The organism is Methylobacterium mesophilicum, assembly GCF_022179445.1.
Taxonomy (GTDB): Bacteria; Pseudomonadota; Alphaproteobacteria; order Rhizobiales; family Beijerinckiaceae; genus Methylobacterium; species Methylobacterium mesophilicum.
Genome location: NZ_BPQU01000003.1, coordinates 155,950 through 180,639, shown reverse-complemented (window position 1 = coordinate 180,639; position 24,690 = coordinate 155,950). Strand labels below are relative to the sequence as shown.

The window sequence follows — 24,690 nt, the reverse complement described above, 5'->3', positions numbered from 1 at the left end:
TGAGAGAGTGAGGGCCGGGCTCTTAGGCCGCGGAGCCTGCGCGGGCAAGCATCGCCGTACGGATTGATCCCCGGACACCGGGCGGACATGATCGCACGACAGGATGACCGCGTGACCGACTCCAACAGCCTCTTTCCGCAAGACCCCTCGATGCAGGCGCTGGCCGCCCTCAACGAGCGCGCCCGCGAGATCTTCCGGCAGATCGTCGAGAGCTATCTCACGACCGGAGAGCCAGTGGGGTCACGCAACCTGGCGCGCATCCTCCCGATGGCGCTGTCGCCGGCCTCGATCCGCAACGTCATGGCGGACCTGGAGCATTCCGGCCTGATCTTCGCGCCGCACACCTCGGCCGGCCGCCTGCCGACCGAACTCGGGCTGCGGTTCTTCGTGGACGCCATGCTCGAACTCGGCGATGTCGGCCAGGAGGAGCAGGCCCGGATCGAGGCGGAGATGCGCGCGGCCGCCTCCGGCCACACCTTCGATTCGGCGCTGGCCGCGGCCTCGACCATGCTGTCGGGCATCTCGCGCGGGGCCGGCGTGGTGCTGACCACGAAGGCGAACGTCCACTTGAAGCACATCGAGTTCGTCCGCCTCGATCCGGCCCGCGCCCTGGTGGTGCTGGTCTCTGACGACGGCTCGGTGGAGAACCGGCTGGTCGACCTGCCGCCGGGCCTGCCCGCCGGTGCGCTTCAGGAGGCCACGAACTTCCTCAATGCCCGGCTGCAGGGCCGCACCCTCGGCACGCTGCGCGCCGAGATCGAGGCCGGCCGCAAGGCGATGAAGCGCGAGCTCGACGCGCTGACCGAGCGCCTGGTCGATGCCGGCCTGGCGACGCCGGTTGGCCCGAGCGAGGCCCGGCAGCTGATCGTGCGCGGGCAGGCGAACCTGCTCGACGACCTGCGCGCCGTCGAGGACCTCGAACGCATCCGCCTGCTGTTCAACGACCTGGAGACCCAGAAGGACGTCATCGACCTCCTGGCCCGTGCCGAGGGCGGCGAGGGCGTTCGGATCTTCATCGGCTCGGAGAACAAACTGTTCTCGCTGTCCGGTTCGTCGCTGATCGCCGCGCCGTTCCGCGACGGTTCGCAGAAGATCGTCGGCGTCGTCGGCGTGATCGGGCCGACGCGGCTGAACTACGCCCGCATCGTCCCGATGGTCGACTACACCGCCCGGGTGGTCTCGAAGCTGCTCGACGGCGGCCGCTGACAGCTGCCCGTCGGGCTCAAGCGGCCCGGACGGTGTGCAGGAAGTCTGCGACCTCCCGAGTGAGCTGCGCCGATTGCCGCGACAGCGCGGAGGCCGCGTCCAGCACTTGATGGGCGGCCGTGCCGGTCTGCTCCGCGGCCTCGGCCACGCCGGTGATGTTCGTGGTCACCTCGTCCGTCCCGCTCGCCGCCTGGCTGACGTTGCGCACGATCTCCTGGGTCGCCGCGCCCTGCTCCTCCACCGCCGCCGCCACCGCGCCGGTCACCTGGTTGATGTCGCGGATGCGCGTGACGATCCCGCCGATCGCCTGCGTGGCGTGGTCGGTCGAACCCTGGATCCGGCCGATCAGGCCGGTGATCTCTTCGGTGACGCGCCCGGTCTGGGCAGCCAGTTCCTTCACCTCGGAGGCCACGACCGCGAAGCCCCGCCCCGCATCGCCGGCGCGGGCGGCCTCGATCGTCGCGTTCAGGGCGAGGAGGTTGGTCTGAGCCGCGATGCTGGAGATCAGCCCGACCGCGTCGCCGATCTTCGCGACGGCCTGGGCCAGGTCCTGCACCAGATGGCCGGTCTGGTCCGCCTCGCCGACCGCCGCCTGCGCCAGGGTGGTCGAGCCCTCCACCTGCCCGGCAATCTCCCGGACGCTGGCACCGAGCTGCTCCGCGGCGGCCGCGACCGTGCGAACGTTGGTGGCCGCCTCCTCGGCGGCGGCCGCGACGCTGGTCGATTGCGCCGCCGCCTGGGTCGCGCTCGCCGTCAGGGTCTGGGCCGTGGCCTCCAGCTCCGTGGCCGAGGACGAGACCATGCCGACGATCGCCCCCACAGCCTGCTCGAAGCCGTCGGCCAACGCGACCATCGCGCGCCTGCGCTCGGAGGCGGCGGCCTCGTCGGCCATGCGCTTCGCCTCGGCCTGGTCGCGCGCTCGCTGCGCCACCAGCGCCTTGATGCCTTCGACGGCCCGGCCGACCAGCCCGATCTCGTCACTGCGCCGGGCCTCGGCGATCTCGGCATCGAGCTCGCCCTGGCTCATGCGCTGCAGGACGCCGACCAAGCGGTTCAGCGGGCGCGAGACGGTGAGCGTCATCAGCCGGCCGACCACGATGCCGAGCACGAGCAGAACCAGCAGGGTAGCCGCCGCCAGGTTCGTCGCCAGTGCCGTAGTCGGAGCCAACGCCTCGGCGCTGTCGACCGAGAGGGCGATGTACCAGTCGAGCGACGGGGGCAGGTTCGGGACGCGGGCGAAGGCGGTGAAGGTCGCCCGGTCGCCCTCCCGCGTCTCGGCCAAGCCACCGCCGATCTTCGGGAGCGGCCCGGCAATCAGGTCCGAGAGAGGCTTGCCGATCAGCTCTGGGCGCGGATGGACCAGTACCGTTCCGCCGCCCGACACCAGGTAGGCGTAGCTTTTGCCGCCCGCTGCGACCTCTGCAATCATCCGGGTCAGGGCCGAGCTGTCGAAATCGCCTCCGATGACACCGAGGATCGCTCGATCCTCACCGAAGATTGGCCCCGCGGCGGTGATGGTGATGACGTTGGTTCCGGCATCGGTGTAGGGCTCGGTCAAGACAGCTTGCCCCGCCGCCATGGCATCCTTGTACCAGGGACGTTGCCGCGGATCGTAGCCGGCGGGCAGCTCGGATTGAGGCATCTCCGTGTAGAAGCCGTCCGGACGGCCGAGATAGGCACTTATGAAGAGGTCTCGCGCCATCGGCAGACCGAGGACGTCGTTCGCCTTCGGCCCGACGCCGACGAGCGCGATCTGCTGCGCCATGAGCTGCGTCACTTCGAGCTTGCCGCGCAACCAGTTCCCCACGCTCCGCGCCGATGCGGCGCTCAAGCTCGCCATGTTGGCATCGAGGTTGGCCCGCAGGGCGGTGGATTGCGTGGCGTAGAGATAGGCGGAACTCGCCCCGAAGGCGGCACAGACCACACCGAGGATCAGGAGTATGGCGCGGCCGGATACACCGAGGCGCGGGCGCCAGCCGCGCGCAAGTCGAGCCGCGTTGAGTCCCTGTCTCGACATGCCTTGCCCTCATCAGCCGATAATCGATCGATCACCCCGCAGGTACCGCACCCATAAACCGACACCAAATCCTATTGTCGATCACTGGAATACTGTCCGCGGGCACCGGACGTTCGATTTACATCGAGGCGCCGCAGCTGCTGATTCAGAGGCATCAACCGTGCCGACCGCTCTGCTATCCTTCACAGCTTTCGGTCGTCTTGCAATCGCTTGCTGCGCATCGCAGTGAGCACCAAGGCATTCTTGAAATCTCTTATTGCGCATTTTACCGCCGGGATTCTTCATCCCGGCGGTGAAGGTTTTCAGCGCCGTACACTTGAGCGCGAAGAGAGGCGACTATCCAGCAACTTACGCAGGAATCACGTCGACGATCTCGTAGGTATCGGGATCGATGATTACGATGTCGTCGCGCACGAGGACGAAGTCGTAGCCTTCGTACTCCGGCACGATCTCGATGATCGCGGGCGGCAGCCGGTGAAGCCTTACGGAGCGCGGAATTGCCGTTCCGATCGCGAGTCCGAACGCGACGTCGCGCAGCGGCGAGACGCCGAGCCGGGTGATCGAGCCGCGGAACTCCGTGCGCTGACGGGTGTCCAGACGACCGACCGCACCGCGGGCCGAACCGCCGCCGCGACCGCCGCGGACACCGTCGCGCCCACCACGATCGCCCCGCTCACCTGCCGCGCCGCGATCGCCGCGCTGGTTGGGGCCGGTCTCGTCCCGGCCGCCGCGATCGCCGCGCTGGCCCGGGCCGGTCTCGTCACGCCCGCCGCGATCGCCGCGCTGGCCCGGGCCGGTCTCGTCACGCCCGCCGCGCTGCTCGGCCGGGCCGCCGTCGCGGCCGCCGCCCCCCCCGGCCTGACCCGGCCGTCCGGGCGCGTCGGCACCGCGCGAGGCTGGGCCGCCGGGTTCGGCACCCCGCGCTCCACCGTCCGCGCCGCCGCGCATACCGCCGCCTTCGGCTCCGCCAGCCCCGCCGCGCATACCGCCGGCTCCCGGTCCCGCTCCGCCGCCCGGTCCCGCTCCGCCGCCCGCCGCCGGACCGCCACCGCCGCCGGGGCCACCGCCGCCACCGCCCGGGCCGCCACCACCGCCGGGGCCTCCCTGCGCAAACGCCGTCGCCGCGCCGGCGATGAGGATGGCGGCCGCCACCGTGTCCCTGAAGATCCGCGTCATGGCCTGTCGTCCCGTTGTGGTTGTGGCGCCTTCGGCACCCGTGCCGGGCCGCAACGGGGTGCCGCGCGAAACCGTTCCGTACACGGCGGCGGACGGGGCCGACGACAAATGACACAGTCAGCTGCTGTCCCAGCCAAAGTCCGATCACGGACTTGCGATCACGGTCGTCGCCTGTAACGTCGCCGCCATCGAAGAATAGGCCGGCTGTTACCGGCCGATGAACCACAAGACGGAGACGCCATGTCCGCCCTGAGGGACGATACGATCGGTATCGCACCGAGTGCCGCCGACGACGCGGCCGACCGCAAGCGACGGATCTGGGCGATCGTCGGCTCGTCCTCCGGTAATCTCGTCGAGTGGTACGACTTCTATTGCTACGCGTTCTTCGCGCTCTACTTCGCGCCGGCCTTCTTCCCCAAGGGCGATTCGACCAGCCAACTCCTCCAGACCGCAGGCATCTTCGCGGTCGGCTTCTTCATGCGCCCCGTTGGCGGCTGGCTGTTCGGGCGCATCGCCGACCGGGTCGGACGCCGGACCTCGATGGTCGTTTCGGTGCTGATGATGTGCTTCGGCTCGCTGCTGATCGGCATCCTGCCGACCTATGAGCATGTCGGCACGCTGGCCCCCGTCCTTCTGCTGCTCGCGCGCATGCTCCAGGGCCTGTCGGTGGGCGGCGAGTACGGCACCTCGGCGACCTACATGAGCGAGGTGGCGATCAAGGGGCAGCGCGGGTTCTTCGCCTCGTTCCAGTACGTCACGCTGATCGGCGGCCAGTTGCTCGCCTCGCTGGTCCTGGTGCTGCTCCAGACGGTGATGACCGCCCCGGAGCTGACCGCCTGGGGCTGGCGCATCCCGTTCTTCATCGGCGCCGGGTTGGCCGTGGTGGCGCTCTATCTCCGCCGCTCGCTCGCCGAGACCAAGGAAGCCGGCGACAAGGAGACAGCGGGCACCTTCGCCGAGCTGTTCAAGCACTGGCGGGCGTTTTGCGTCGTCCTGGCCTACACGGCCGGCGGTTCGTTGAGCTTCTACACGTTCACCACTTACATGCAGAAGTACCTGGTCAACACCGCCGGCATGCCCAAGACCTCGGCGTCGCAGGTCATGACCTGCGTGCTGTTCGTCTACATGGCGATCCAGCCGCTGTTCGGCGCGCTGTCCGACAAGATCGGCCGCAAGGCGAACATGCTGCTCTACAGCGGCCTCGGCACGCTGATGGTGGTGCCGCTGATGACGGCGCTCGGGACCAACAAGGACCCCTACCTCGCCTTCGCCCTGATCACCCTCGGCCTGTCGGTGGTGTCGTTCTACACCGGCATCAGCGGCATCGTGAAAGCCGAGCTGTTCCCCACCAACGTGCGCGCCCTGGGCGTCGGCCTCTCCTACGCGCTGGCCAACGCCCTATTCGGCGGCACCGCCGAGTTCGTCGCCCTGTGGTTCAAGGATGCCGGCATGGAGAGCACGTTCTTCTGGTACGTCACCGTGCTGATGGCGGTGGCGTTCGTCGGTTCGCTGATCATGCCGAACCCGAAGGTGCACGGCTATCTCGACGGTGCCGGCACCGTGGAAGAGGCGCTCGGCAAGAAGCGCCGCTTCGCCCACGCCTGAAACCGGTGGGCCGGCTGCCCGGATGAGGCGGCTGGCCCATACGTTTGACGGCCGGCCTCCCGCCGGTCGAGCGAGACGATGGCGGGAGGACACGATGCTCAAGATCGTCACTGCGGGCGCCCTGGCGCTGCTCTGTCTCGGGGCCGCGCACGGCGCCTGGTCCGAGGAAGCCGGGCCGTTCAAGCCGACCCGACCCGCCGGCTACTTCTTCGTCGGCGGCCGCTACGAGATCGCGAACAACCGGACCACCGCCCACGGGCAGATGTTCGTCGCGTATCGCGCGCCGGAGCGGGTCACGCAGCCCTATCCGGTGGTGATGGTTCACGGCACGGCGCAGACCGGGACCAACTTCCTCGGCACGCCCGATGGACGACCCGGCTGGGCCGACCGTTTCGCCGCCAAGGGTTTCGCGGTCTACGTGATCGATCAGGTCGGGCGCGGCCGGTCGGGCGGCGATGCGGAAACGTACGGCCCCTACGCGCGTCTGCCCGCCGAGGACCTGGAGACCGTGTTCACCGGCCAGGAACGCTCGGAACTCTACCCGCAGGCGAAGCTGCATACCCAATGGCCGGGTGGGCCGGGCCTGCGTGGCAACGCCGCCTTCGACCAGTTCTACCGCTCGCAGGTGCCCTACATCGCGAGTGCCCTGAAGAGCGAGGAGCTGGTCGATCCGGCGCTGATCGCGCTCCTGGAAAAGATCGGGCCGGCGATCGTGCTGACCCATTCGCAGGCCGGCGTGTTCGGCTGGGCGGTCTCGGATCAGCGCCCCGACCTCGTCAAGGCGCATGTGGCCGTCGAGCCGAACGGGCCGACCTTCTTCGATGTCCGGTTCAAGGGCGGCACCGACTGGTACGAGCGGGTCGGGGACGCCCGGGCCCGTCCCTACGGCATCACCCGCGTGCCGCTGCATTTCGAACCACCGGTGAGCAGCCCGACGGACCTGACCGTTGTCCAGGCCGAGCGCGCGGCCGGGCCGGACAAGATCCGCTGCTGGCTGCAGGCCGAGCCCGCCCGAGCCCTGCCGAACCTCGCCAAGGTGCCGGCCGTGATCGTGACCGCGGAGGCCTCGTTCCGGGCGACCATGGACGATTGCACGGCGGCCTTCCTCACCCAAGCCGGCGCCAAGCCGGACCGGCTGGCGCTGGCCGAGCACGGGATTCACGGCAACGGCCACATGATGATGCTGGAAACGAACAGCGATCAGGTGGCGGACGCGATCGTCGGGTGGATCGAGGGCCGGATCGGCGCCGGCAATCCCCGGCCTTAACCCCCTGCTTACCCTCTGCCGCGAGGGTACGGCCCGTCATACGACGAGGCTTTGCATGACCGACATGACCGACACCGTGGGCGTCGCGGGCGACCGTATCCGCTCGATCATCGAGCGCGTGGAACGGCTGGAGGAGGAAATCAAGGACCTGATGGAGGCGAAGAAGGAGGTCTTCGCCGAGGCCAAGGGCGAGGGCCTGGACGTCAAGATCCTCAAGGAGATCCTGAAGATCCGCAAGCAGGACAAGGACGAGCGCGACGAGCACGAGACGCTGCTCGACGTCTACCTGCGCGCCATGGATGCACCCGCCCCGGCCCCGATCAAGGCGGCCGCCTGACGAGACCGGAGGGGGCGGCGCTCAGGCGCCGTCCCGCGCTCGGACGATCGGCTCGGCCGCCAGATAGTCGCCGATATTGCGCCGGACACGGTCGAGCGGCACCTCGCCCGGGTCGGGGAGCGTGAAGCGTGCGCCGGTGATCGTCTCGTAGGCCCGGATGTAGACCGCAGCGGTTTCCAGCACGATCTCGGCCGGGATCTCGGGGATCGGGTCCTTATACGGGTCGCATCGGGCCACGACCCAGTTGCGCACGAAATCCTTGTCGAAGCTCTCTGGGGCGGTCCCGGCTTCGAAGCGCTCGGGGTAGCTCTGCGCGAACCAGTAGCGGCTGCTGTCCGGGGTGTGGATCTCGTCGGCGAGCACGATGCGCCCGTCCGGATCGGTTCCGAACTCGTATTTCGTGTCGGCCAGGATCAGCCCGCGCTCGGCCGCCAGTTCCTGGCCGCGGGCGAACAGCGCCAGGGCGGCCTCGGAGACGGTTCGCCATTGCTCCGGGGTGAGCAGGTTGCGCTCCAGGATCTCGGCTTCCGTCAGCGGCTCGTCGTGCCCCCCATCGAACGCCTTGGTGGTGGGGGTGATGATGGGCTTCTCCAGGCGCTCGTTCGGCCGCATGCCGTCCGGAAAGCGATGCCCGTACATCTCCCGCTCGCCGGCCCGGTAGCGCGTGAGCACCGAGGTCGAGGTGGTGCCCGCGAGATAGCCGCGCACCACCACCTCCACGGGCAGGATCTCCAGGCGGCGGCCGACCACGACGTTCGGGTCCGGGTAGGCCAGGACGTGGTTCGGACAGAGGTCGGCCGTCCGTTCGAACCAGTAGCGCGCGGTCTGGGTCAGCACCTGGCCCTTGAACGGGATCGCGGCGAGTGCCCGGTCGAAGGCGCTGATCCGATCCGAGGTGATCAGGATGCGCCGCCCATCCGGCAGGTCGTAATTGTCCCGGACCTTGCCGCGGTAATGGTTCGGCAATTCGGACAGCGTCGCCTCGCGCAGGACCTGGTGGGCATGCGGGGCGAGATCTGCCGTGTTCATCGGACCGTTCCGTCAGGCTGCACGGCGACCGCGCCGCATCGCGTGTGTGCGCGGAGAGGCGCGAGATTTCCAGCCCCCACGGCCCATTGCGCCGGGCCTGCCCGCCCGCCGGGTGACCGATCAGGCGGCCCGTACCGTGTCGAGGAAGTGCGCGACCTCGGCAGCGAGGTGCTATTGCTGGCTTGGCGATGCCGCGGAAGGAGACTCACTGGTCTGGCTGAGATGCTTCCCGCTTGCGCTACCGCTGTTCAGCATCCTGAATCCTTAGCCGTGCGATGTCTCGGGCTTCACCCTTACCGTCTACACCAACACGCACTGTATGCGGCCGCGCGGCTTGCGCGGGGCCTCGACCGACCGATGTATTTCGACGCCTTGGGGGGCGGTCCACCGGTGAACACCCGTCATCCGCCTATGGTCGAGGCCATAGGCTGCTGCTATGCCGTCCCCGGATCAGCCCTCGAACGCGAGCGCTGAGGGCTGCGAGACTGGATACGCTCGCCAGCCGGTGGGGGTATGATGACGGGAGCTCTCGACCAGACCAATCGCCATCCCTTCATCCGTCGCATCGAGAGCATCGCCCTCTTCACCTTGACGGATGACGAGCGGGCCGCACTGAACGCCCTGCCCATGCAGGTTGTGCAGTTCGAGGCCTATCAGGATATCGTGCGTGAGGGTGACCAGCCGGGGCGCTGCTTCGCCCTGCTCGAGGGTATCGCCTGCACCTACAAGTCCACGCAGGGCGGCAAGCGTCAGGTGATGGCCTATCATGTCGCGGGCGACATCCCCGACATGCAGAGCCTGCACCTGAAGGTCCTCGATATCAGCATCGCCACCGTCGGCCCGAGCAAGGTCGGCTTCGTCCAGCACGAGGCGGTTCGAGCTATGCTGCGCGCGTTCCCGCGGCTCGGCGATGCGCTGTGGCGGGCGACACTGATCGACGCTGCGCTCGTCCGCGAGTGGATGCTCAACACCGGGCGACGGGAGGCCTTCGCGCGCATGGCCCACCTGTTCTGCGAGTTGATCACACGTCTGGGCGTCGTGGGCCTCGCCCCCGATCTGACGTGCGACCTGCCGATGACGCAGCCGGAATTGGCGGACGCCCTCGGGATCACGCCGGTCCACGTGAATCGCACGATCCGCGACCTGAAGGCCGCCGGATTGATCACGCTGCGCAGCCGCCGCCTGACGGTTCACGATTGGGACGGGTTGCGGGCGGCGGCGGAGTTCGACCCGACCTACCTGCACATCACCGATCCGGACCCGGCCTGACGCGTCCGCGCGGCTCAGTTCATCTGCGCACGATGGGCACGCCGTTCCTTTTCGGCCAGCCTGCGGCCCAGATCGAGCAGGAGCGCGTCGGCCCGCGCCCGCAGGGCCGGATCCTCCAACTCGCAGATCGCGCGATGGGCCGCCATGGCGAAGTCCGCCGCGCGTTCCAATGGCGTCTCCGCCTCATGGTTATCATGCGCGCCGAGGGCCCCGGTGGCACGATCACCGCTCCGCACGTCGGTAATGTCGACGATGATCCCCCGGCCGCTGATAGGCCTTCCGCGATGATCGGCCAGGAACCGGCCACGGCCGAGCACCCACCGGGTGTCGCCGTCCGCCGAACGGACCCGGTATTCGATGACGTAGAGATCGCCGTCGCGGACGCGACGACGGAGGAGTCCCAGCACCCGGTCCCGATCTTCCGGGTGGATACCGGCCGCAAAGGCCGCTGCCGGCAGTCCCAATTCGGCCGCCTCGGGATCGACATTGAATAGGAGTGCCACGAACATGTCCGCGCGGACGCGGTTCGACGCACCATCCCAGGACCAGCTGCCGGTCACGTCGAGCGTGTCGAGCGCCGCCCGGAAAGGTGTCGCGCAAGTCTGGCATTCGAGCGGCTTGAATTTCGGCATCGCAGGATCTGGTTCCGAACCGGAATTTAACCTGGTTTAGTGGAACAGGCCGCAACTTCAATGAGCAAGAATCCGCATAAGCTCAACTTTTGCGTGTTTGTAACCGCTTGAACACACCGCGTGTTCCTCCGCGATAAAAGGGCCTTCCTTTCGTATCAGAGACGAAGGGTCACCGTCCGGCGGGTCGTCGACGGATGGCCCTGCGGCCCGCGATGCTCGGCCTCCGTCAACCGGTTCCGGTGCTCCGCCGCGCCAGCCGTTCGGCCTCGGCCCGCCAGGCATCGCGCTCGTCCTGGACCGCCTCGATCCGGGCATGCAGATGGCCCGCATCGATCGCCGTCTCCATCAGCATGTCCTGGGCGGCGGCGAGCTGCGCCCGCAGCTCGGCGTTCTCGGTGGCCAGCGCCAGGAGGAGAGCGGCCACGTCGTCGCCCATGCATGCCCCTCGCCGCACCCGTCAGAGCGAGCGGATCTACCTAAGCGCGGGGCCAGCCACAACCGTATCCGGCAAACCATCCAGTGATCGTACTGCCGCCGCGTCCGGTCAGCCCTCGATCACCCGCTCGTCGAGCTTCCGGTCCACGATCTGGACGGTGCGGTCGATCTCGGCATCGGGCATGCCCAGCTGGTGCGAGATCAGCTTCACCAGCAGGTCGACACGCTCGATGAACGGCGTGCCGTTCGCCACGGCTCGCGCCGCGGAGGACGGCTTGAGCAGGCTCTCGGCGGCCTTGGCGTATTTCTCGAACGGCACCTGGTCCTGCGGGTCCGCACCGAGCTTGCGCGCGATGGAATCGACGTGCTCGTAGATGGCGCGGGATTTGGCGAGGTCGCCGTGCACGGCGTCGCGGATCGATTGCGGCTCCTTCGGGGTGATGCACCGGTAATTGCCGGTGAGCAGCATCGACCATTTCGCCAGCGGGACGAACAGCGAGTCGAACACCTTGAGCTTCACCGGCACGTCGTGGCCGTCGAGGCGGACGGCGTCGATATCCGCCTCCAACTCGCGCAGCAGCCGGTTGTGGGTCTCGTCGGCGAAGGTCGCGGCCTTGAAGTTGGTGGGAAGGCCGACATGGAGCACGTTCGCACCCTCGTCCGGCGGACGGAACGCCTGCGGGTCGGGCGAGCAGAGGGACACGAGGCCCGGCTCGAAGCGATCCCAGACGCCGGCATTGGTGAAGGCGTTGTCGAGGTCCATCGCCGCCAGGGCCGGGATCCGCTTGAGATACGGCAGCGGCGGCATGTTCATGATCGACAGGCACGGCAGCCGGGCCGCGGCGATCTTGATCATCAGCACCCGGATCGTGTGGTTGTTGTACTGCGGCTCCTGCATGGCGAGACCGACGAGGTCGTAGCGCGACGGATCGATGTCCTCCGGCGGCGCGGCATCCAGGGTGCCCGGCAGGTCGCGCGAGTGGATCGCGCGGTGGTTCGGTTCGTCGCGCAGCTTGATGCGGACCTCCGTCCCCTCCTGGTTGATCAGGTCGGCGGTCTTGCGGCGGCACACCAGGGTCACGTTGTGACCGGCCATCAGGAGCTTGGTGCCCAGCAGGGAGCCGTATGAGGCGCCCAGGATCAGGATGTTGCGCGGCATGCTTCCACTCCCACCATTCGGCTTCGTCTTATCGCGCGACCGGCCCGCTGGCGTACGGGCTGAGGCGGTCTACGGGTCGGCTCGAGCCATGTTGAAAGCAGCGTAGCGAAGCTTGCCGGGAGATGCCACCGCACTGGTATACCAAATAATTTTCGGTGCGATGCACGAAACATTTTCGGTGGGTGACCGCCCGCGCGGCTTCCATGCGGGATCGAATCGCAACCCACCATGATCGCCGAGAGCGCGAAGGCGGACGATCCGGCGTTGTCGATGGTCCCGAGCGCTTACTCGGGCGGCTAATGCATGCCGACACGCGTCACGACGATCCAGGAGCCGTGAAGCTTCACCGGAGACGTTGAGCCTAGCGCCAAACGCGTCCGGCGGCCCGACGTCTTGCGAGGTTGGCGAAGGACTTGGAGCGAGAGAGTGATTACTTCGGCACCATCCCACGCCTAGCGGGATGATGGTGCCCAGGGGCGGGATCGAACCACCGACACTGCGATTTTCAGTCGCATGCTCTACCAACTGAGCTACCTGGGCGTCGTCCGGGCCGCTGTGCGTCTCGGACGCCGCGGGGTATAGTGAGGAGTTCGAGGCCTGTCCAGCCTTGCCGTGACATCGGTGTGACCTGGGCGCCGGAAAATTTCAGCCCTCGTCATCGGGCTCCGGCGGCGGAGCATCGGGATCGAGTTCCACCGGGATCGTGTAGCGCTCGTTGAGCCAGCGGCCGAGATCGACATCGGCGCAGCGCTGCGAGCAGAACGGCCGGAACGGCTCGGTGGAGGAGCGCCGGCAGATCGGGCAGCGCTCCGGGTTCGTCGGCCACGCGCTCATGCGAGGCTCCCCCAGGCTGCGCGGACCGGATACCCCTCGCCATCGAGCAAGCTCATCGTCTCGTAGAGCGGCAGGCCGACCACGGCGCTGTAAGAGCCGACGAGCTTCACCACGAAGGCACCGGCCAGGCCCTGGATCGCGTAGCCGCCCGCCTTGCCGCGCCACTCGCCGGAGGCGAGATAGCCCTGGATGTCGCGGCCAGAGAGGCGCTTGAAGCGCACGCGGGTCTCGACGATCCGCTCCCGGCGGCCGTTCGGCGACAGCAGGCAGATCGCCGTGAAGACCCGGTGCGGACGCCCGGACAGAAGGCGCAGGCAATCGGCGGCCTCGTCCGGCCCCTCGGCCTTCGGCAGGACGCGTCGCCCGACCGCCACGACCGTGTCGGCCGCGAGCAGCCAGGTCGGGATCTTATGGTCCTGATGGTGCAGGGCGGCTTCCGCGGCGGCGAGCTTGGTGCGTGCGAGGCGTCGGGCCAGTTCGCGCGGCGGCTCGGCCTTGCGCGGCGTCTCGTCGATGTCCGCGGGTAAGAGCGAATCCGGCTCGATGCCGATCTGCTGCAGCAGCGCCAGGCGGCGCGGCGATCCGGAGGCGAGCACGAACCGGGTGGCCGGCCCCTGCGTCGCACCGATCGCTTCGGGTATGGCGTCCATGGTGTTCCGCTCGCATATTCGGCCTGGAGCATCCGCCGCCGTCGGAAAGACCGATCGGCGGCAGGCGCATCACGACAAAGGCATGGTCCGAGAGCGGTACGGGTAGGTCGAGGCCGCGCCGCAGCGCGGATGATCGCGCGAAAGGGTGGCGCGTCCCCATTCCGCCGGGACCGTCTCGATCTCCCCCGCCTGATAAGGGATGGGGTCGGGCTTGTGAACCGGAGCAATCAGAACGCGCGCGACGACAGGGCCTTCGACGCGCACCGGATATCCGAGGCGGCCCGAGGCGCTAGCGTCTCGATTGTCATGCACGCTCCGCGAAAAACCGGCCGCCGGTGGATCGCCGAAATCAAGAGTCGTCGGGCCGGGGGTCGTGGAAGGTCTGGCGCCATCCAGATATCACCGGTCGGCCAAGGCATAGTTCGTCCGGCTCAAGACAAAGTGAAGGTTTGCGGTGATCGCGTAACCACGCGTTAACCAAACCCGGCGGAGTGTGCACGCACCGAAACGGGGTCGACACCGATGCTGAACGCTGATCCGCTGCTGGCACGCCCGAAGCTCGTGAATGCGACGCTGCTCGCCCACACGCTGGATGGGCTGAGGCCGCAGGTCAGATCCTCGGCCGAGATGTGGCGCGTGCTGACCGACCATTACGTGGTGGATCTGGACGACGTCGCGGCGCTACTGCCGGCAGCCGAACCCGAAACCCAGTGGCTTTCGGCCCGGGATTGAACCCGGCGAGATCCAGTCCTTCGAGAGCATTCGATACGGCTGGCACGCCGCGTGCTTAGAATCGGGCGGTATAGGCGAGGAAACACCCAGGCAACGACAACGCGGCGGCTCGGACGCCAGAGCACCCCGCGGACCCTTCGATCCACGAAGCCGAGGTCCGTCATGTCCGAACTGTTGTCCGTCGCCCTCATCTGTGCGGGCACCCTGCTGGCGCAGGATTGCTCCCGCGACACCGCCCTCGACATCATCATCGCGCCGGCGCACTCGCCGATGGAGTGCCTGATGCACGCCCAGACCATGGCGGCCCAGGCCGGCTTGCCCGGCGGCGGCGACCGCTACCTCAAGGTCGCCTGCGAGCATCGCCGGACCGAGGCCGAGCCCGTCCGGGTCGTCCGCCGCGCCTCGTAGGGCGGACGGACCTTTCCCCGGACCGGAAGCTTCGTTCGGCCCGCCGCAGATCTGAGGTCGAGCGGGGCCGAGCGATGTTTCCCAAGCCTGAAGCGGGCCTGGTTCCGAATACCTTCGCCTTCGAGCAGCTGCCAAGATCGGCGTGATGCTGGCGCGCGACCTCGGCAAGCTCCATCCCGGCTCGACCTTCGTGGTCGACGTGAAATCAACCGGTCTCTACCACACCGACCCGCAACTGCAGGCCCAGGCCATCAAGACCGATGACTGGAAGACCGGCCACAGCTACATCAAGCGGCGGGTGAACGAGCTCGGGGCGCTTGCGGGCTTCGAGGAGTCCGGCCACTTCTTCTTCAACGAGCCGATCGGGCGCGGCTACGACGACGGCCTGCTCACCGCCATGGCGGTGCTGGAGATGCTCGACCGCAACCCCGGGACGTCGATGGCCAACCTTTACCGGGCGTTGCCGAAGACCTGAGGCTCGCCGACCATGTCGTCCCATTGTGCCGACGATGTGAAGTACGGGGTGGTAGAGACCGTCACCGCGCGCTTCCGCGCCATGAAGGACGCGGGCGAACCGATCGCCGGCTCGAAGATCGTCGATCTCGTCACCGTCAACGGCGTGCGCATCACCACCGAGGACGGCACCTGGGGGCCTCGTGCGCGCCTCGTCCAACAAGCCGGAGCTGGTCGTGGTGATCGAGAGCTCGGCTTCCGAAGAGCGCCTGCACGCCATGTTCAAAGCCGTCGACGCGGTCTTGCGGGAGAATACCGAAGTCGGCGCCTACAACCAGACGATCTGATCCGGCCGGCACCTGACCTGATCCGCCGCGCGGTGCTTTTCAGGTCGGGTGCCGGGCCGCGCGGTGGGTGTCCAGTTTAGAGCTGGTACATCAAAGCCACGGCCTCCGCTTTCCTGTTGGAATGCACCCTCTGGGCGGTTGCAGCCTCCGTGCAGCGGGCAGATGCTCTCCGGCCATGCTGATGCATTCCTCATCCCGGCATCCGCCCGAGTTTGCCGTCCCGATCGCCCGCGTGTCGGGCCGGGCGCCCGCGAGTGCCCGCCCGATGATGTACGACGCGTTCGACCTGCAGACCGACCTCGCCGCCCAGACGCGGGCCTGGGGACGGATGTTGAACGATGCCTGGTCGCCCTGGATCCGCTGGAGCGAGCCCGCCCGTTGGATGTCGGCCAACGCGCGCATGATGATGCGGACGGGCCTGACCTTCGCGCGGCCCGCCTACGGGATCGACTCGGTCACGGTCGGCAACCGGAGCGTGCCGGTCAGCGAGGAAGCGGTCACGGTCACGCCGTTCGGCACGCTGCTGCACTTCAAGAAGGACATCCACACCGAGCAGCCCAAGGTGCTGCTGGTCGCGCCGCTGTCGGGCCACTTCGCGACGCTGCTGCGCGCCACCGTGCGCGTGATGCTGCCCGATCACGACGTCTACATCACCGACTGGCACAACGCCCGGGACATCCCCCTCTCGGCTGGCCGGTTCGGCTTCGACGAGTATGTCGCGCACCTGATCCAGTTCCTCCAAGTCATGGGCGAGGGATCGCACGTGGTGGCGGTCTGCCAGCCGACCGTGCAGGCGCTGGTCGCCGCCGCCGCGATGGCGCAGGCGAAGGATGCGGCCGCCCCGCGCAGCATGACGCTGATGGCCGGCCCGGTGGATTGCCGGATCAACCCGACCGGGGTGAACGAGCTCGCGACCTCGAAACCGATCGCATGGTTCGAGAAGAACCTGATCGCCACGGTCCCGTCGCGTCACAAGGGCGCCGGCCGGAAGGTTTATCCGGGCTTCGTGCAGGTCTCGGCGTTCATGTCGATGAACGCCAAGCGGCACGTGCAGGGCCACAACGACTTGTTCTGGCACATGGCCAACGGCGAGGATGACAAAGCCGAGGCGATCGAAACCTTCTACGACGAATATTTCGCCGTCCTCGACCTCGCGGCCGAGTTCTACCTGGAGACGGTCAAGACCGTGTTCCAGGACTACACGCTCGCCAAGAACGAGCTGAGCTACCGGGGCGAGCCGATCGACCTGGGCTCGATCAAGCGCACCGCGCTGATGACCGTCGAAGGCGAGCGGGACGACATCTGCGCCCCCGGCCAGACCATGGCGGCGCACGATCTCTGTACCGGGCTCGCCCCCTACATGCGGACGCACCACCTGCAGGCCGGCGTAGGCCATTACGGCGTCTTCGCCGGCAAGCGCTGGGAGACGCAGATCTACCCGCAGGTGCGCAACTTCATCCAGGCGCACAACTGATCGGCTGACAGACCGGCGGTCGCGCCGATTTGACCCGCCGACCAGCGCGGCCCACCATGCTAGCCTCGCGTTGTCGGAGCCCGGATCTCCTCGGGCACTTACAGCAAATCCTCGAGATTGAGGCGGAACGGTCGGCGTGAACGACAGGGACGGCTTCGACAGCAGCACCGGGACGGGACAGGCGGCTGCCGCGCGGCTCGACCGGCTCGTCGCCCAGGCCCGGGCGGCATCCCTTTGGGAGCAGGCTTGGCCGGTGCTGTGGCGCGGCCTCGGCGTCGGCCTGTTGTTCCTCGCTCTGTCCTGGGCCGGCCTGTGGCTCGACCTCGGCCCGCTCTGGCGGCAGATCGGGCTCGCCATTCTGGCCGTCATGCTGGTCGTCGCGCTGCTGCCGCTGGCGCATCTCGCGCGGCCCGATCGCCGGGTCGCCCTGGCTCGGCTCGACCGGGAGGCGGCCGCGCGCGATCCAGCCCTGCGTCATGGACCAGCCTCGGCGGCGCAGGATACGCTGGCGGTCGGCGCCGCGGATCCTGGCAGCCGGACCCTTTGGGCGCTCCATCAGCGCCGGGCCGCACAGGCGGTCGCGGCCCTACGGGTCGGATTGCCGCGCCCCGGCATGACGCGACGCGATCCCTATGCCCTGCGGGCCGGGATCGTGGTGGCCGCGGTGGCCAGTTTGTTCGTGGCCGGCCCCGAATGGTGGGCGCGCGTCGGAGCCGCGTTCGACTGGCACGAGCCGGTGGCTCCGGGGCCGAATTTCCGGGTCGACGGCTGGATCGATCCGCCGCTCTACACCCGCCTTCCGCCGCTCCTGATCGCGATGGATGGCAGCGACCAGCACCTGCGGGCGCCGGTCAACGCGCAGTTGATCGTACGCATCGCCGGTCAGGGGAAGGCCGCGGCGAACACCACGCTGACGCCGAATGCCGGGCTCAAGCCGATCCCCGGCCAGGAGGAACGGCCGGACCTGCGCGAGGAGCGCTATCGCATCGTCGGCGGGGCTGAACTTGTCATCGTCACGCCCGCCGGCCGACAGACGCTGACCGTGGACGCAATCCCGGACCGGCCGCCCGAGGTGACGGCCGTCGGCGGCCCTGAAGTGAACGGTCGCGGCACCTTCAATCTCACCTACCGTGCCAAGGACGATTACGGGATCAGCTCCGCGGAGGGTGTGATCGAGCCCCTGAAGGCCGGCCGCTCGCTGGCGCCGGTCCCACGGATCAACCTTGCGTTGCCGGCCGATGCCTCCGGCGAGACCGACACAAAAACCCTGGTCGATCTCACCGACAGCCCGTGGTCGGGCGCCCGGGTACGTTATCAGATCGTCGTCAAGGATGAGGCCGGCCAGGAGGGGCGTACGGCGTCCGCCGAGATCACGCTCCCGGCGCGGCAATTCCGGGATCCGCTGGCCCGGGCACTCGCCGAGGATCGCCGCCGCCTCGTCACGGCGCCGGATACGGACCGCCTGTGGGTGCAGGGTGCCCTCGACGCGCTCCTGGTCGCCCCCGACATGTTCACGCCGCAGCCGCCGGTCTTCCTCGGCCTTCGGACCGCAACGCAGCGCCTGCGCCGGGCGAAGTCCGATGCCGACCTAATCGAGGTCGCCGATCTCCTGTGGGAGATGGCGTTGAAGATCGAGGACGGCGACCTGTCGGATGCCGAGAAGCAGCTGCGGCAAGCCCAGGATCGGCTGAAGGAGGCGATCGAGCGCAACGCCCCCGACGACGAGATCAAGCGCCTCACGCAGGATCTCAAGCAGGCCCTCGACAAGTTCCTCTCGCAGATGGCGGAGAAGCAGGGCCGCCAGCCGCGCGATCCGGGCGAGAAGGGTCAGAGCAACCAGCAATCGAAGACGGTCACGCCCGAGGATCTCGACAAGATGATCCAGGACATGGCCGAGGCGATGAAGCGTGGCGACACCGCCGAGGCGCAACGCTTGATGGAGCAGTTGCGCAACATCCTGGAGAATCTTCAGACCGCGGAGAAGGGCGGCAAATCCGATCAGGCCAGCCGCGAGATGCAGAAACAGATGCGCGACCTCGACGCGATGGCGCGCGAGCAGCAGGGCCTGCGTGACGAGACCTTCAAGGACGGGCAGGAGCCCGGCAACGGCCAGCAGCGTCCGTCGAATCGCGGGCAGCAACAGCAGCAGGGCAACCGCGGGCAGCCGCAACAGGGCCAGGGGAAGCAGAGCCCGGGGCAGCAGGGTCAGCAGGGACAAGGCAAACCGGGTCAGAAGCAAAAGGGCCAGGGCGAGCGGGGCCAAGGCGAGCAAGGCAATGTCGGCGATCGGCAGCAGTCCCTGCGGCAGCGCCTGGAGGAACTCGAGCAGCGCATGAAGGAGAACGGCATGCGCGGCGAGCAGGGCCTGTCCGACGCCGAGGACGCCATGCGCGAGGCCGAGAACGCCCTGAAGCAGGGCGATGCCGACGAGGCGGTGGATGCCCAGGGCCGCGCGCTCGAAGGCCTGAAGAAGGGCGCCGAAGGCATGGCGCAGCAGATGCAGGAGATGGCCGAGGGCCAGGGCGAGGGTCAGCAGGAAGGCGGCCAACAGCCCGGTCAGCAGGGCCAGGCCGGCGCCCGCGACGACGACCCCCTCGGTCGTCCGACCAAGGGCCGGGACATGAGCGACGGCCGGGTCCGGGTGCCGACCGCCGACGAATCGGCCGTCCAGCGTGCGCGCCGCATCATGGAAGAGCTGCGGCGTAAGCTCGGCGATCCCACCCGGCCGCGGGAGGAGCTCGATTATTTCGAGCGCCTGCTCCGGCGCAATTGACTGCGAGGGCCGGCTTCCCCTGGGTTAGCCGGCCGTCGCGGTCGCCTCATGATCGGTGCGCCAGACCGGCTCCTCGTCGGCCGTGCGTGCCGGATGCTTCTCGTCAAGCGGCGGCGCGCCGGATCCCGGCGCCCGTCGGGTTCGGATTTCGCTTGCCATGTCCTCCAATCTGCTTGTCTTCGTAGCCTGTGCGGCAGTCGCCGTGGTCCTGCTGTTCGGCCTCGCCAACATGATGCGGGGTGGCAGCGCCAGCGTCTCGCAAAGACTGATGCGCCTGCGCGTGCTGCTGCAGTTCGTGGCGATCGTGGTCATTATGGGCGTGGTCTGGTGGCGCTCGGCCTGAACGCGGCTTCCGGATCCGACAGCCACATTTCGAAACGCCGCCTCACTGTGTCCATGTCGCCGCACCGCGCGCCTTTCGCGGGGGACCGGGATGAATTGGGCGCCGGCGTCCTGAGGGGGCGTGCTACGCTCGGTAGAGACAGACCGACTTGCCCAACCGGCCGAGCCCCATGATTGCCGCCCTCCGCACCTGCGTCGTCAGCCTGATCATCGGTGCGGCGATCCTGCCAGCCTCCGCGGCGGACGTTCCCGCCCTGCCTGCGGCTTACGCGGCGCCGGCCCAGCCGCTGAGCATCGTATCGGAGGTGCGCATCGGCGGTGCAGTGCAGGATCCGGGTAGCGCCGAGGGCAAGCTCCCGGGCTTCAGCAAGGCGAACGTCAACGGCGAGATCCTGTTCGCCAAGCCGCAGGTCAGCGCCGACCCGTTCTGGCAGGCCTTCGTACCGCGTCCGACGGTGGGCGGCAGTTACAACACCGGTGGCCGGACCAGCTACGCGTATCTCGGCGCGACCTGGACCGTCGATATCTTCCCCGAGACCCTGGGTCGGCGCGTGTTCCTCGACGGCTTCTTCGGCGGCGTCGCCCATAACGGCTATACCGGGCCGAAGGCGCTGACGCCCTACGGCTTCAACACGTTGGGCTGCTCACCGATGTTCCGCGAGGCGGCGGCGCTCGGCTATCGCCTGACCGAGCATTGGAGCGTCATGGCAACGGTCGAGCACATGTCGAATGCCGGCCTCTGTGCGAACAACCGGGGCCTGACCAATTTCGGCGGCAAGATCGGCTACACGTTCTGATCACCGGGCCGATTGCGCGGCCGACGGAAGGGCTCTAGGCCCTACGGGTCGCGAGCCCGCCGGGCTTCGCCAGCCGTTGTGAGGCGCAGGTCCCGTGGTCAAGCTCAACCGGATCTACACACGCACCGGCGACAAGGGCACGACCGCCCTGGCGGACGGGCAGCGCCGGTCCAAGGCGGACCTCCGGGTCGAGACCTACGGCACGGTCGACGAGACCAATGCCTGCATCGGGATGGTCCGCCTGCACACGGAAGGCGCCCTCGACGGGATGCTCGGGGCGATCCAGAACGACCTGTTCGATCTGGGCGCCGACCTCGCGACCCCGCCGAGCCCGGAGCCGCTGCCCTACGAGCCGCTGCGCATCGTCGCCAGCCAGGTCGAGCGGCTGGAGCGCGACATCGACGCCCTCAACGCGTCGATCCCGCCGCTGAAATCCTTCGTGCTCCCCGGCGGATCACCGGCCTCGGCGGCGCTTCACCTCGCGCGCACCGTGTGCCGGCGTGCCGAGCGCCTGGCGGTGAGCCTAGCCGACCGCGACGACGAGATCGTCTCGCCCCAGGCGATCCAGTACCTCAATCGCCTCTCGGACTTCCTGTTCGTGGCGAGCCGCACCGCCAACGCCGATGGGGCCGACGACGTGCTCTGGGTGCCGGGCGCCAACCGCTGAGGCGAATCGGAACGGGGCATCGCTGCGTCGAAGACCAGTCCGGCCCGGCAGCACCATTACCCGCCCCGCGTTGACAAGGCGGAAATGTGGCCGTTACGGTCCGCCCGCTTCGCGGACCCGCCGTCCCCACGCGTCGAACGTTCGAAGGCCTGGCGGGTCCGGCAACAAGAATCCACGGGGAAGGATCGAGACCGCCATGAAGGTGCTGGTGCCCGTCAAGAGGGTGGTGGACTACAACGTCAAGATCCGCGTGAAAGCCGATGGCTCCGGGGTCGAACTCGCCAACGTCAAGATGTCGATGAACCCCTTCGACGAGATCGCCGTCGAAGAGGCGATCCGCCTGAAGGAAAAGGGCACCGTCACCGAGATCGTTGCCGTGTCGATCGGCCCGCAGCAGGCGCAGGAGACGCTGCGTACCGCCCTCGCGATGGGCGCCGACCGGGCCATCCTGGTCAAGACCGACGTCACTTGCGAGCCGCTGGCGGTGGCCAAGCTCCTGAAGGCCGTGGTCGAGAAGGAGACGCCGCAGCTGGTGATCCTGGGCAAGCAGGCGATCGACGACGATTCGAACCAGACCGGCCAGATGCTGGGTGCATTGCTCGGCTGGCCGCAGGGCACCTTCGCGTACAAGATCGAGGCTTCCGAAGGCAGCCTCGACGTGACCCGGGAGGTCGATGGCGGCTTGCAGACCGTAACGCTCAAGCTCCCGGCGATCGTCACCACCGATCTGCGCCTCAACGAGCCGCGCTACGCCTCGCTGCCGAACATTATGAAGGCCAAGAAGAAGCCGCTCGAGGAGCTGAGCCCCGAAGCGCTCGGAGTCGACGTGACCCCGCGGCTCAAGGTGCTCAAGACCGCCGAGCCGCCGGGACGCTCCGCCGGCGTCAAGGTCGGGTCGGCCGCGGAACTCGTACAGAAGCTCAAGGTCGAAGCCGGCGTGATCTGATTTTTTCCGAGCTGAGCCGCGTTCCCGTCGAGGCGGTCGAGCGCGGCCAGCCGCAACCGAGGTTCACACGCACATGACGACACTCCTTTTCGTCGAACACGGCAACGGCCAGATCAAGGACGGCACCCTGAAAGCGCTGACCGCCGCCAAGGATATCGGCGCGCCGGTCCACGCCCTCGTGCTCGGCGCCGGCTCGAAGGCGGTCGCCGAGGCGGCGGCCAAGCTCGACGGCGTCGAGAAGGTGCTGAACGCCGAGGACGGCGTCTACGACCACGACCTCGCCGAGCCGGTCGGCGCGCTGATCGCGTCGATCGCCGGGCCCTACGACATCATCATCGCGTCGGCCTCGACGACGGGCAAGAACATCCTGCCGCGGGTGGCCGCCCTGCTCGATGTCGCCCAGGTCTCGGACATCATCAAGGTGATCTCGCCCGACACGTTCGAGCGTCCGATCTACGCCGGCAACGCCATCCAGACCGTGCAGATCCCCGCCGGCAAGACGGTGATCACGGTGCGTACAGCAGCGTTCAAGGCGTCGGAGCAGGGCAGCGCGGCAGCCCCCGTCGAGGCCGTCTCCGCGGCGGCGCCCGAGTCCGGTGGGTCCGCCTTCAAGGGCGAGGAAATCGCCAAGTCGGATCGGCCGGAGCTGGCCTCGGCGCGGATCATCGTGTCGGGCGGCCGCTCGCTCGGATCGTCGGAGAAGTTCCACGCGCTGATCGAGCCCCTGGCCGATGCCCTGGGCGCCGCGGTCGGCGCCTCGCGCGCGGCGGTGGATGCCGGCTACGCGCCGAACGATTGGCAGGTCGGCCAGACCGGCAAGGTCGTGGCGCCGGATCTCTACGTAGCGGTCGGCATCTCCGGGGCGATCCAGCACCTCGCCGGCATGAAGGACTCGAAGGTCATCGTCGCGATCAACAAGGACGAGGACGCGCCGATCTTCCAGGTGGCGGATTACGGGTTGGTCGGTGACCTATTCCAGGTTGTGCCGGACTTCCAGGCGGAGATCGGCAAGGCAAAGGGTCAGTAACGGTCGTGCTCGCCCGGCCTGGTTCACCGGGCGAGCATTGTCGCAACGCGCCTGCGGGCGGGTTCCTTCTGCGAACAAGAATGGTCTAGAAGTCAGGGACGGCCCGTCTTCGCGCGGGCCGCGGCGTTGGCGCAGTCCACCCCCTCGGGCAGTCGCGCAGCAACGGCCGTATGGGGGCACAGGTCGACAGATGGACATGGAGATCAAGCGGGTCGGCATCATCGGCGCGGGCCAGATGGGCAGCGGCATCGCGCAGGTCTGCGCCGCCGCCGGCCTCGATGTCCTGCTGAACGACCGCGACCCGAACCGTCTCGAGACCGGCCTGTCGTCGATCGACGCGGGTCTGTCGCGGCTCGTGTCCAAGGGCACGATCGAAGAGATTGAGAGCCGGGAGATCCGGTCGCGCATCAAGCCGGCGCACGGCTTCGCCGACCTCGGCCCCGCCGACCTCGTGATCGAGGCGGCCACGGAGAACGAGGCGACCAAGCGGGAGATCTTCTCGACCCTCTGCGCGTCCCTGCGCCCGGATGCGATTGTGGCGACCAATACGTCGTCGATCTCGATCACCCGGCTGGCCGCGGCGACCGATCGGCCGGAGCGGTTCATCGGCATCCACTTCATGAATCCCGTGCCGGTGATGCAGCTCGTTGAGCTGATCCGCGGCATCGCCACGGAGGATTCCACCTACGAGTCGGCCAAGGCGTTCATCGCCAAGCTCGGCAAGATCTCGACGATGTCGGAGGATTTTCCGGCCTTCATCGTCAACCGCATCCTGCTGCCGATGATCAACGAGGCGATCTACACGCTCTACGAGGGCGTGGGGTCGGTCGAGTCGATCGACACCGCCATGAAGCTCGGGGCGAACCACCCGATGGGGCCGTTGCAGCTGGCCGACTTCATCGGGCTGGATACCTGCCTGTCCGTGATGCAGGTGCTCTATGAAGGCCTGGCTGATTCGAAGTACCGGCCCTGCCCGCTTCTGGTGAAGTACGTGGAGGCCGGTTGGCTGGGTCGCAAGGCCAAGCGCGGGTTCTACGACTATCGCGGGCCGACGCCGATCCCGACGCGCTGAGCGCCGGGTCGAAGCGAACGGCTCATGGGACGGCGC

General features: G+C 68.2%; 23 protein-coding genes, 1 tRNA gene and 1 pseudogene. 16 read left to right on the top strand and 9 right to left on the bottom strand.

The features are described 5' to 3' along the window. Positions 1-150: 150 nt before the first annotated feature. Positions 151-1,206: a heat-inducible transcriptional repressor HrcA gene (gene hrcA, locus MFF40_RS05320; RefSeq protein ID WP_147855474.1), complete on the top strand. Its 1,056-nt coding sequence runs from the start codon at positions 151-153 to the stop codon at positions 1,204-1,206. A gap of 16 nt (positions 1,207-1,222) precedes the next feature. On the opposite strand, the gene MFF40_RS05315 is transcribed toward hrcA, so the two are convergent. After that, the gene (locus MFF40_RS05315; RefSeq protein WP_147855472.1) at positions 1,223-3,223 is read right to left on the bottom strand and encodes a methyl-accepting chemotaxis protein; all 2,001 of its coding nucleotides are present in this window, start codon (positions 3,221-3,223) and stop codon (positions 1,223-1,225) included. Between the two features lie 348 nt (positions 3,224-3,571). Then, the gene (locus MFF40_RS05310; protein ID WP_238259852.1) at positions 3,572-4,399 is read right to left on the bottom strand and encodes a DUF1236 domain-containing protein; all 828 of its coding nucleotides are present in this window, start codon (positions 4,397-4,399) and stop codon (positions 3,572-3,574) included. 240 nt (positions 4,400-4,639) lie between these two features. On the opposite strand from MFF40_RS05310, the gene MFF40_RS05305 reads away from it, so the two are divergent. The 3 genes from MFF40_RS05305 (at position 4,640) to MFF40_RS05295 (ending at position 7,608) form a co-directional block, all read left to right on the top strand. Then, positions 4,640-6,004: an MFS family transporter gene (locus MFF40_RS05305; protein WP_147853138.1), complete on the top strand. Its 1,365-nt coding sequence runs from the start codon at positions 4,640-4,642 to the stop codon at positions 6,002-6,004. 94 nt (positions 6,005-6,098) lie between these two features. Next, a complete protein-coding gene (locus MFF40_RS05300) occupies positions 6,099-7,271 on the top strand; it encodes an alpha/beta hydrolase (RefSeq protein WP_147896664.1) in 1,173 nt (390 codons plus the stop codon). Positions 7,272-7,326: 55 nt separating this feature from the next. After that, positions 7,327-7,608, top strand: coding sequence for a DUF2312 domain-containing protein (locus tag MFF40_RS05295; protein WP_058193308.1), 282 nt, complete (start codon positions 7,327-7,329; stop codon positions 7,606-7,608). Between the two features lie 21 nt (positions 7,609-7,629). On the opposite strand, the gene MFF40_RS05290 is transcribed toward MFF40_RS05295, so the two are convergent. Further along, on the bottom strand, positions 7,630-8,637 hold the full coding sequence (locus MFF40_RS05290) for a phosphoribosylaminoimidazolesuccinocarboxamide synthase (protein ID WP_147853136.1): 1,008 nt from the start codon (positions 8,635-8,637) through the stop codon (positions 7,630-7,632). Positions 8,638-9,153: 516 nt separating this feature from the next. Here MFF40_RS05290 and MFF40_RS05285 point away from each other — a divergent pair. Beyond that, positions 9,154-9,906 carry a Crp/Fnr family transcriptional regulator gene (locus MFF40_RS05285; RefSeq protein WP_238259850.1) on the top strand — a complete coding sequence of 251 codons (753 nt, stop codon included), beginning with the start codon at positions 9,154-9,156 and terminating at the stop codon, positions 9,904-9,906. A 14-nt stretch (positions 9,907-9,920) separates the two neighbouring features. Here MFF40_RS05285 and MFF40_RS05280 read toward each other — a convergent pair whose 3' ends face one another. The 6 genes from MFF40_RS05280 to MFF40_RS05255 all read right to left on the bottom strand — a co-directional run bounded on the left by MFF40_RS05280 (position 9,921) and on the right by MFF40_RS05255 (position 13,616). Further along, positions 9,921-10,538 (bottom strand): PAS domain-containing protein, encoded by a 618-nt coding sequence (locus MFF40_RS05280; RefSeq protein WP_147853135.1) that lies wholly within the window; start codon positions 10,536-10,538, stop codon positions 9,921-9,923. A gap of 226 nt (positions 10,539-10,764) precedes the next feature. After that, positions 10,765-10,974, bottom strand: coding sequence for a hypothetical protein (locus tag MFF40_RS05275; protein WP_147853134.1), 210 nt, complete (start codon positions 10,972-10,974; stop codon positions 10,765-10,767). A gap of 108 nt (positions 10,975-11,082) precedes the next feature. Further along, a complete protein-coding gene (locus tag MFF40_RS05270; RefSeq protein ID WP_147853133.1) occupies positions 11,083-12,132 on the bottom strand; it encodes a ketopantoate reductase family protein in 1,050 nt (349 codons plus the stop codon). A gap of 464 nt (positions 12,133-12,596) precedes the next feature. After that, a tRNA-Phe gene (locus tag MFF40_RS05265) sits at positions 12,597-12,672 on the bottom strand. 105 nt (positions 12,673-12,777) lie between these two features. Next, positions 12,778-12,966, bottom strand: a complete 189-nt coding sequence (locus tag MFF40_RS05260; RefSeq protein WP_147853132.1) for a DNA gyrase inhibitor YacG — start codon at positions 12,964-12,966, stop codon at positions 12,778-12,780. Further along, positions 12,963-13,616, bottom strand: a complete 654-nt coding sequence (locus MFF40_RS05255) for a Maf-like protein (RefSeq protein WP_147853131.1) — start codon at positions 13,614-13,616, stop codon at positions 12,963-12,965. The genes MFF40_RS05260 and MFF40_RS05255 overlap by 4 nt, the downstream gene beginning before the upstream one ends. A gap of 522 nt (positions 13,617-14,138) precedes the next feature. Between MFF40_RS05255 and MFF40_RS05250 the strand changes: the two genes are divergently transcribed. The 11 genes and pseudogenes from MFF40_RS05250 to MFF40_RS05200 all read left to right on the top strand — a co-directional run bounded on the left by MFF40_RS05250 (position 14,139) and on the right by MFF40_RS05200 (position 24,654). Next, positions 14,139-14,348 (top strand): hypothetical protein, encoded by a 210-nt coding sequence (locus MFF40_RS05250; RefSeq protein ID WP_147853130.1) that lies wholly within the window; start codon positions 14,139-14,141, stop codon positions 14,346-14,348. A 162-nt stretch (positions 14,349-14,510) separates the two neighbouring features. Further along, positions 14,511-14,756 carry a hypothetical protein gene (locus MFF40_RS05245; protein ID WP_147853129.1) on the top strand — a complete coding sequence of 82 codons (246 nt, stop codon included), beginning with the start codon at positions 14,511-14,513 and terminating at the stop codon, positions 14,754-14,756. Between the two features lie 127 nt (positions 14,757-14,883). Beyond that, positions 14,884-15,556, top strand: a pseudogene (locus MFF40_RS05240) (phosphohexomutase domain-containing protein); the annotation flags it as partial. 265 nt (positions 15,557-15,821) lie between these two features. Continuing rightward, positions 15,822-17,030: a polyhydroxyalkanoate depolymerase gene (locus MFF40_RS05235; RefSeq protein WP_147853128.1), complete on the top strand. Its 1,209-nt coding sequence runs from the start codon at positions 15,822-15,824 to the stop codon at positions 17,028-17,030. Between the two features lie 136 nt (positions 17,031-17,166). Continuing rightward, positions 17,167-19,803 (top strand): TIGR02302 family protein, encoded by a 2,637-nt coding sequence (locus tag MFF40_RS05230; RefSeq protein ID WP_147853127.1) that lies wholly within the window; start codon positions 17,167-17,169, stop codon positions 19,801-19,803. Between the two features lie 157 nt (positions 19,804-19,960). Beyond that, on the top strand, positions 19,961-20,146 hold the full coding sequence (locus MFF40_RS05225) for a twin transmembrane helix small protein (RefSeq protein ID WP_147853126.1): 186 nt from the start codon (positions 19,961-19,963) through the stop codon (positions 20,144-20,146). A gap of 169 nt (positions 20,147-20,315) precedes the next feature. Further along, a complete protein-coding gene (locus tag MFF40_RS05220) occupies positions 20,316-20,942 on the top strand; it encodes an acyloxyacyl hydrolase (RefSeq protein ID WP_147853125.1) in 627 nt (208 codons plus the stop codon). A gap of 94 nt (positions 20,943-21,036) precedes the next feature. Next, a complete protein-coding gene (locus MFF40_RS05215) occupies positions 21,037-21,609 on the top strand; it encodes a cob(I)yrinic acid a,c-diamide adenosyltransferase (RefSeq protein WP_147853124.1) in 573 nt (190 codons plus the stop codon). Between the two features lie 196 nt (positions 21,610-21,805). After that, positions 21,806-22,555, top strand: coding sequence for an electron transfer flavoprotein subunit beta/FixA family protein (locus tag MFF40_RS05210; protein WP_147853123.1), 750 nt, complete (start codon positions 21,806-21,808; stop codon positions 22,553-22,555). Between the two features lie 73 nt (positions 22,556-22,628). After that, positions 22,629-23,582: an electron transfer flavoprotein subunit alpha/FixB family protein gene (locus MFF40_RS05205; RefSeq protein ID WP_147853122.1), complete on the top strand. Its 954-nt coding sequence runs from the start codon at positions 22,629-22,631 to the stop codon at positions 23,580-23,582. 190 nt (positions 23,583-23,772) lie between these two features. Beyond that, the gene (locus MFF40_RS05200; RefSeq protein ID WP_147853121.1) at positions 23,773-24,654 is read left to right on the top strand and encodes a 3-hydroxybutyryl-CoA dehydrogenase; all 882 of its coding nucleotides are present in this window, start codon (positions 23,773-23,775) and stop codon (positions 24,652-24,654) included. Positions 24,655-24,690: the final 36 nt, after the last annotated feature.

Bases quoted from the DNA above. Each gene is read 5' to 3' on its own strand.
- MFF40_RS05260 (WP_147853132.1), bottom strand. From the start codon at position 12,966: ATGAGCGCGTGGCCGACGAACCCGGAGCGCTGCCCGATCTGCCGGCGC.
- MFF40_RS05245 (WP_147853129.1), top strand. From the start codon at position 14,511: ATGTCCGAACTGTTGTCCGTCGCCCTCATCTGTGCGGGCACCCTGCTG.
- MFF40_RS05305 (WP_147853138.1), top strand. From the start codon at position 4,640: ATGTCCGCCCTGAGGGACGATACGATCGGTATCGCACCGAGTGCCGCC.
- MFF40_RS05235 (WP_147853128.1), top strand. From the start codon at position 15,822: ATGATGTACGACGCGTTCGACCTGCAGACCGACCTCGCCGCCCAGACG.
- MFF40_RS05315 (WP_147855472.1), bottom strand. From the start codon at position 3,223: ATGTCGAGACAGGGACTCAACGCGGCTCGACTTGCGCGCGGCTGGCGC.
- MFF40_RS05310 (WP_238259852.1), bottom strand. From the start codon at position 4,399: ATGACGCGGATCTTCAGGGACACGGTGGCGGCCGCCATCCTCATCGCC.
- MFF40_RS05200 (WP_147853121.1), top strand. From the start codon at position 23,773: ATGGACATGGAGATCAAGCGGGTCGGCATCATCGGCGCGGGCCAGATG.
- MFF40_RS05290 (WP_147853136.1), bottom strand. From the start codon at position 8,637: ATGAACACGGCAGATCTCGCCCCGCATGCCCACCAGGTCCTGCGCGAG.
- MFF40_RS05280 (WP_147853135.1), bottom strand. From the start codon at position 10,538: ATGCCGAAATTCAAGCCGCTCGAATGCCAGACTTGCGCGACACCTTTC.
- MFF40_RS05295 (WP_058193308.1), top strand. From the start codon at position 7,327: ATGACCGACATGACCGACACCGTGGGCGTCGCGGGCGACCGTATCCGC.
- MFF40_RS05210 (WP_147853123.1), top strand. From the start codon at position 21,806: ATGAAGGTGCTGGTGCCCGTCAAGAGGGTGGTGGACTACAACGTCAAG.
- MFF40_RS05220 (WP_147853125.1), top strand. From the start codon at position 20,316: ATGATTGCCGCCCTCCGCACCTGCGTCGTCAGCCTGATCATCGGTGCG.
- MFF40_RS05270 (WP_147853133.1), bottom strand. From the start codon at position 12,132: ATGCCGCGCAACATCCTGATCCTGGGCGCCTCATACGGCTCCCTGCTG.
- MFF40_RS05285 (WP_238259850.1), top strand. From the start codon at position 9,154: ATGACGGGAGCTCTCGACCAGACCAATCGCCATCCCTTCATCCGTCGC.
- MFF40_RS05225 (WP_147853126.1), top strand. From the start codon at position 19,961: ATGTCCTCCAATCTGCTTGTCTTCGTAGCCTGTGCGGCAGTCGCCGTG.
- MFF40_RS05275 (WP_147853134.1), bottom strand. From the start codon at position 10,974: ATGGGCGACGACGTGGCCGCTCTCCTCCTGGCGCTGGCCACCGAGAAC.
- MFF40_RS05205 (WP_147853122.1), top strand. From the start codon at position 22,629: ATGACGACACTCCTTTTCGTCGAACACGGCAACGGCCAGATCAAGGAC.
- MFF40_RS05250 (WP_147853130.1), top strand. From the start codon at position 14,139: ATGCTGAACGCTGATCCGCTGCTGGCACGCCCGAAGCTCGTGAATGCG.
- MFF40_RS05255 (WP_147853131.1), bottom strand. From the start codon at position 13,616: ATGGACGCCATACCCGAAGCGATCGGTGCGACGCAGGGGCCGGCCACC.
- hrcA (WP_147855474.1), top strand. From the start codon at position 151: ATGCAGGCGCTGGCCGCCCTCAACGAGCGCGCCCGCGAGATCTTCCGG.
- MFF40_RS05300 (WP_147896664.1), top strand. From the start codon at position 6,099: ATGCTCAAGATCGTCACTGCGGGCGCCCTGGCGCTGCTCTGTCTCGGG.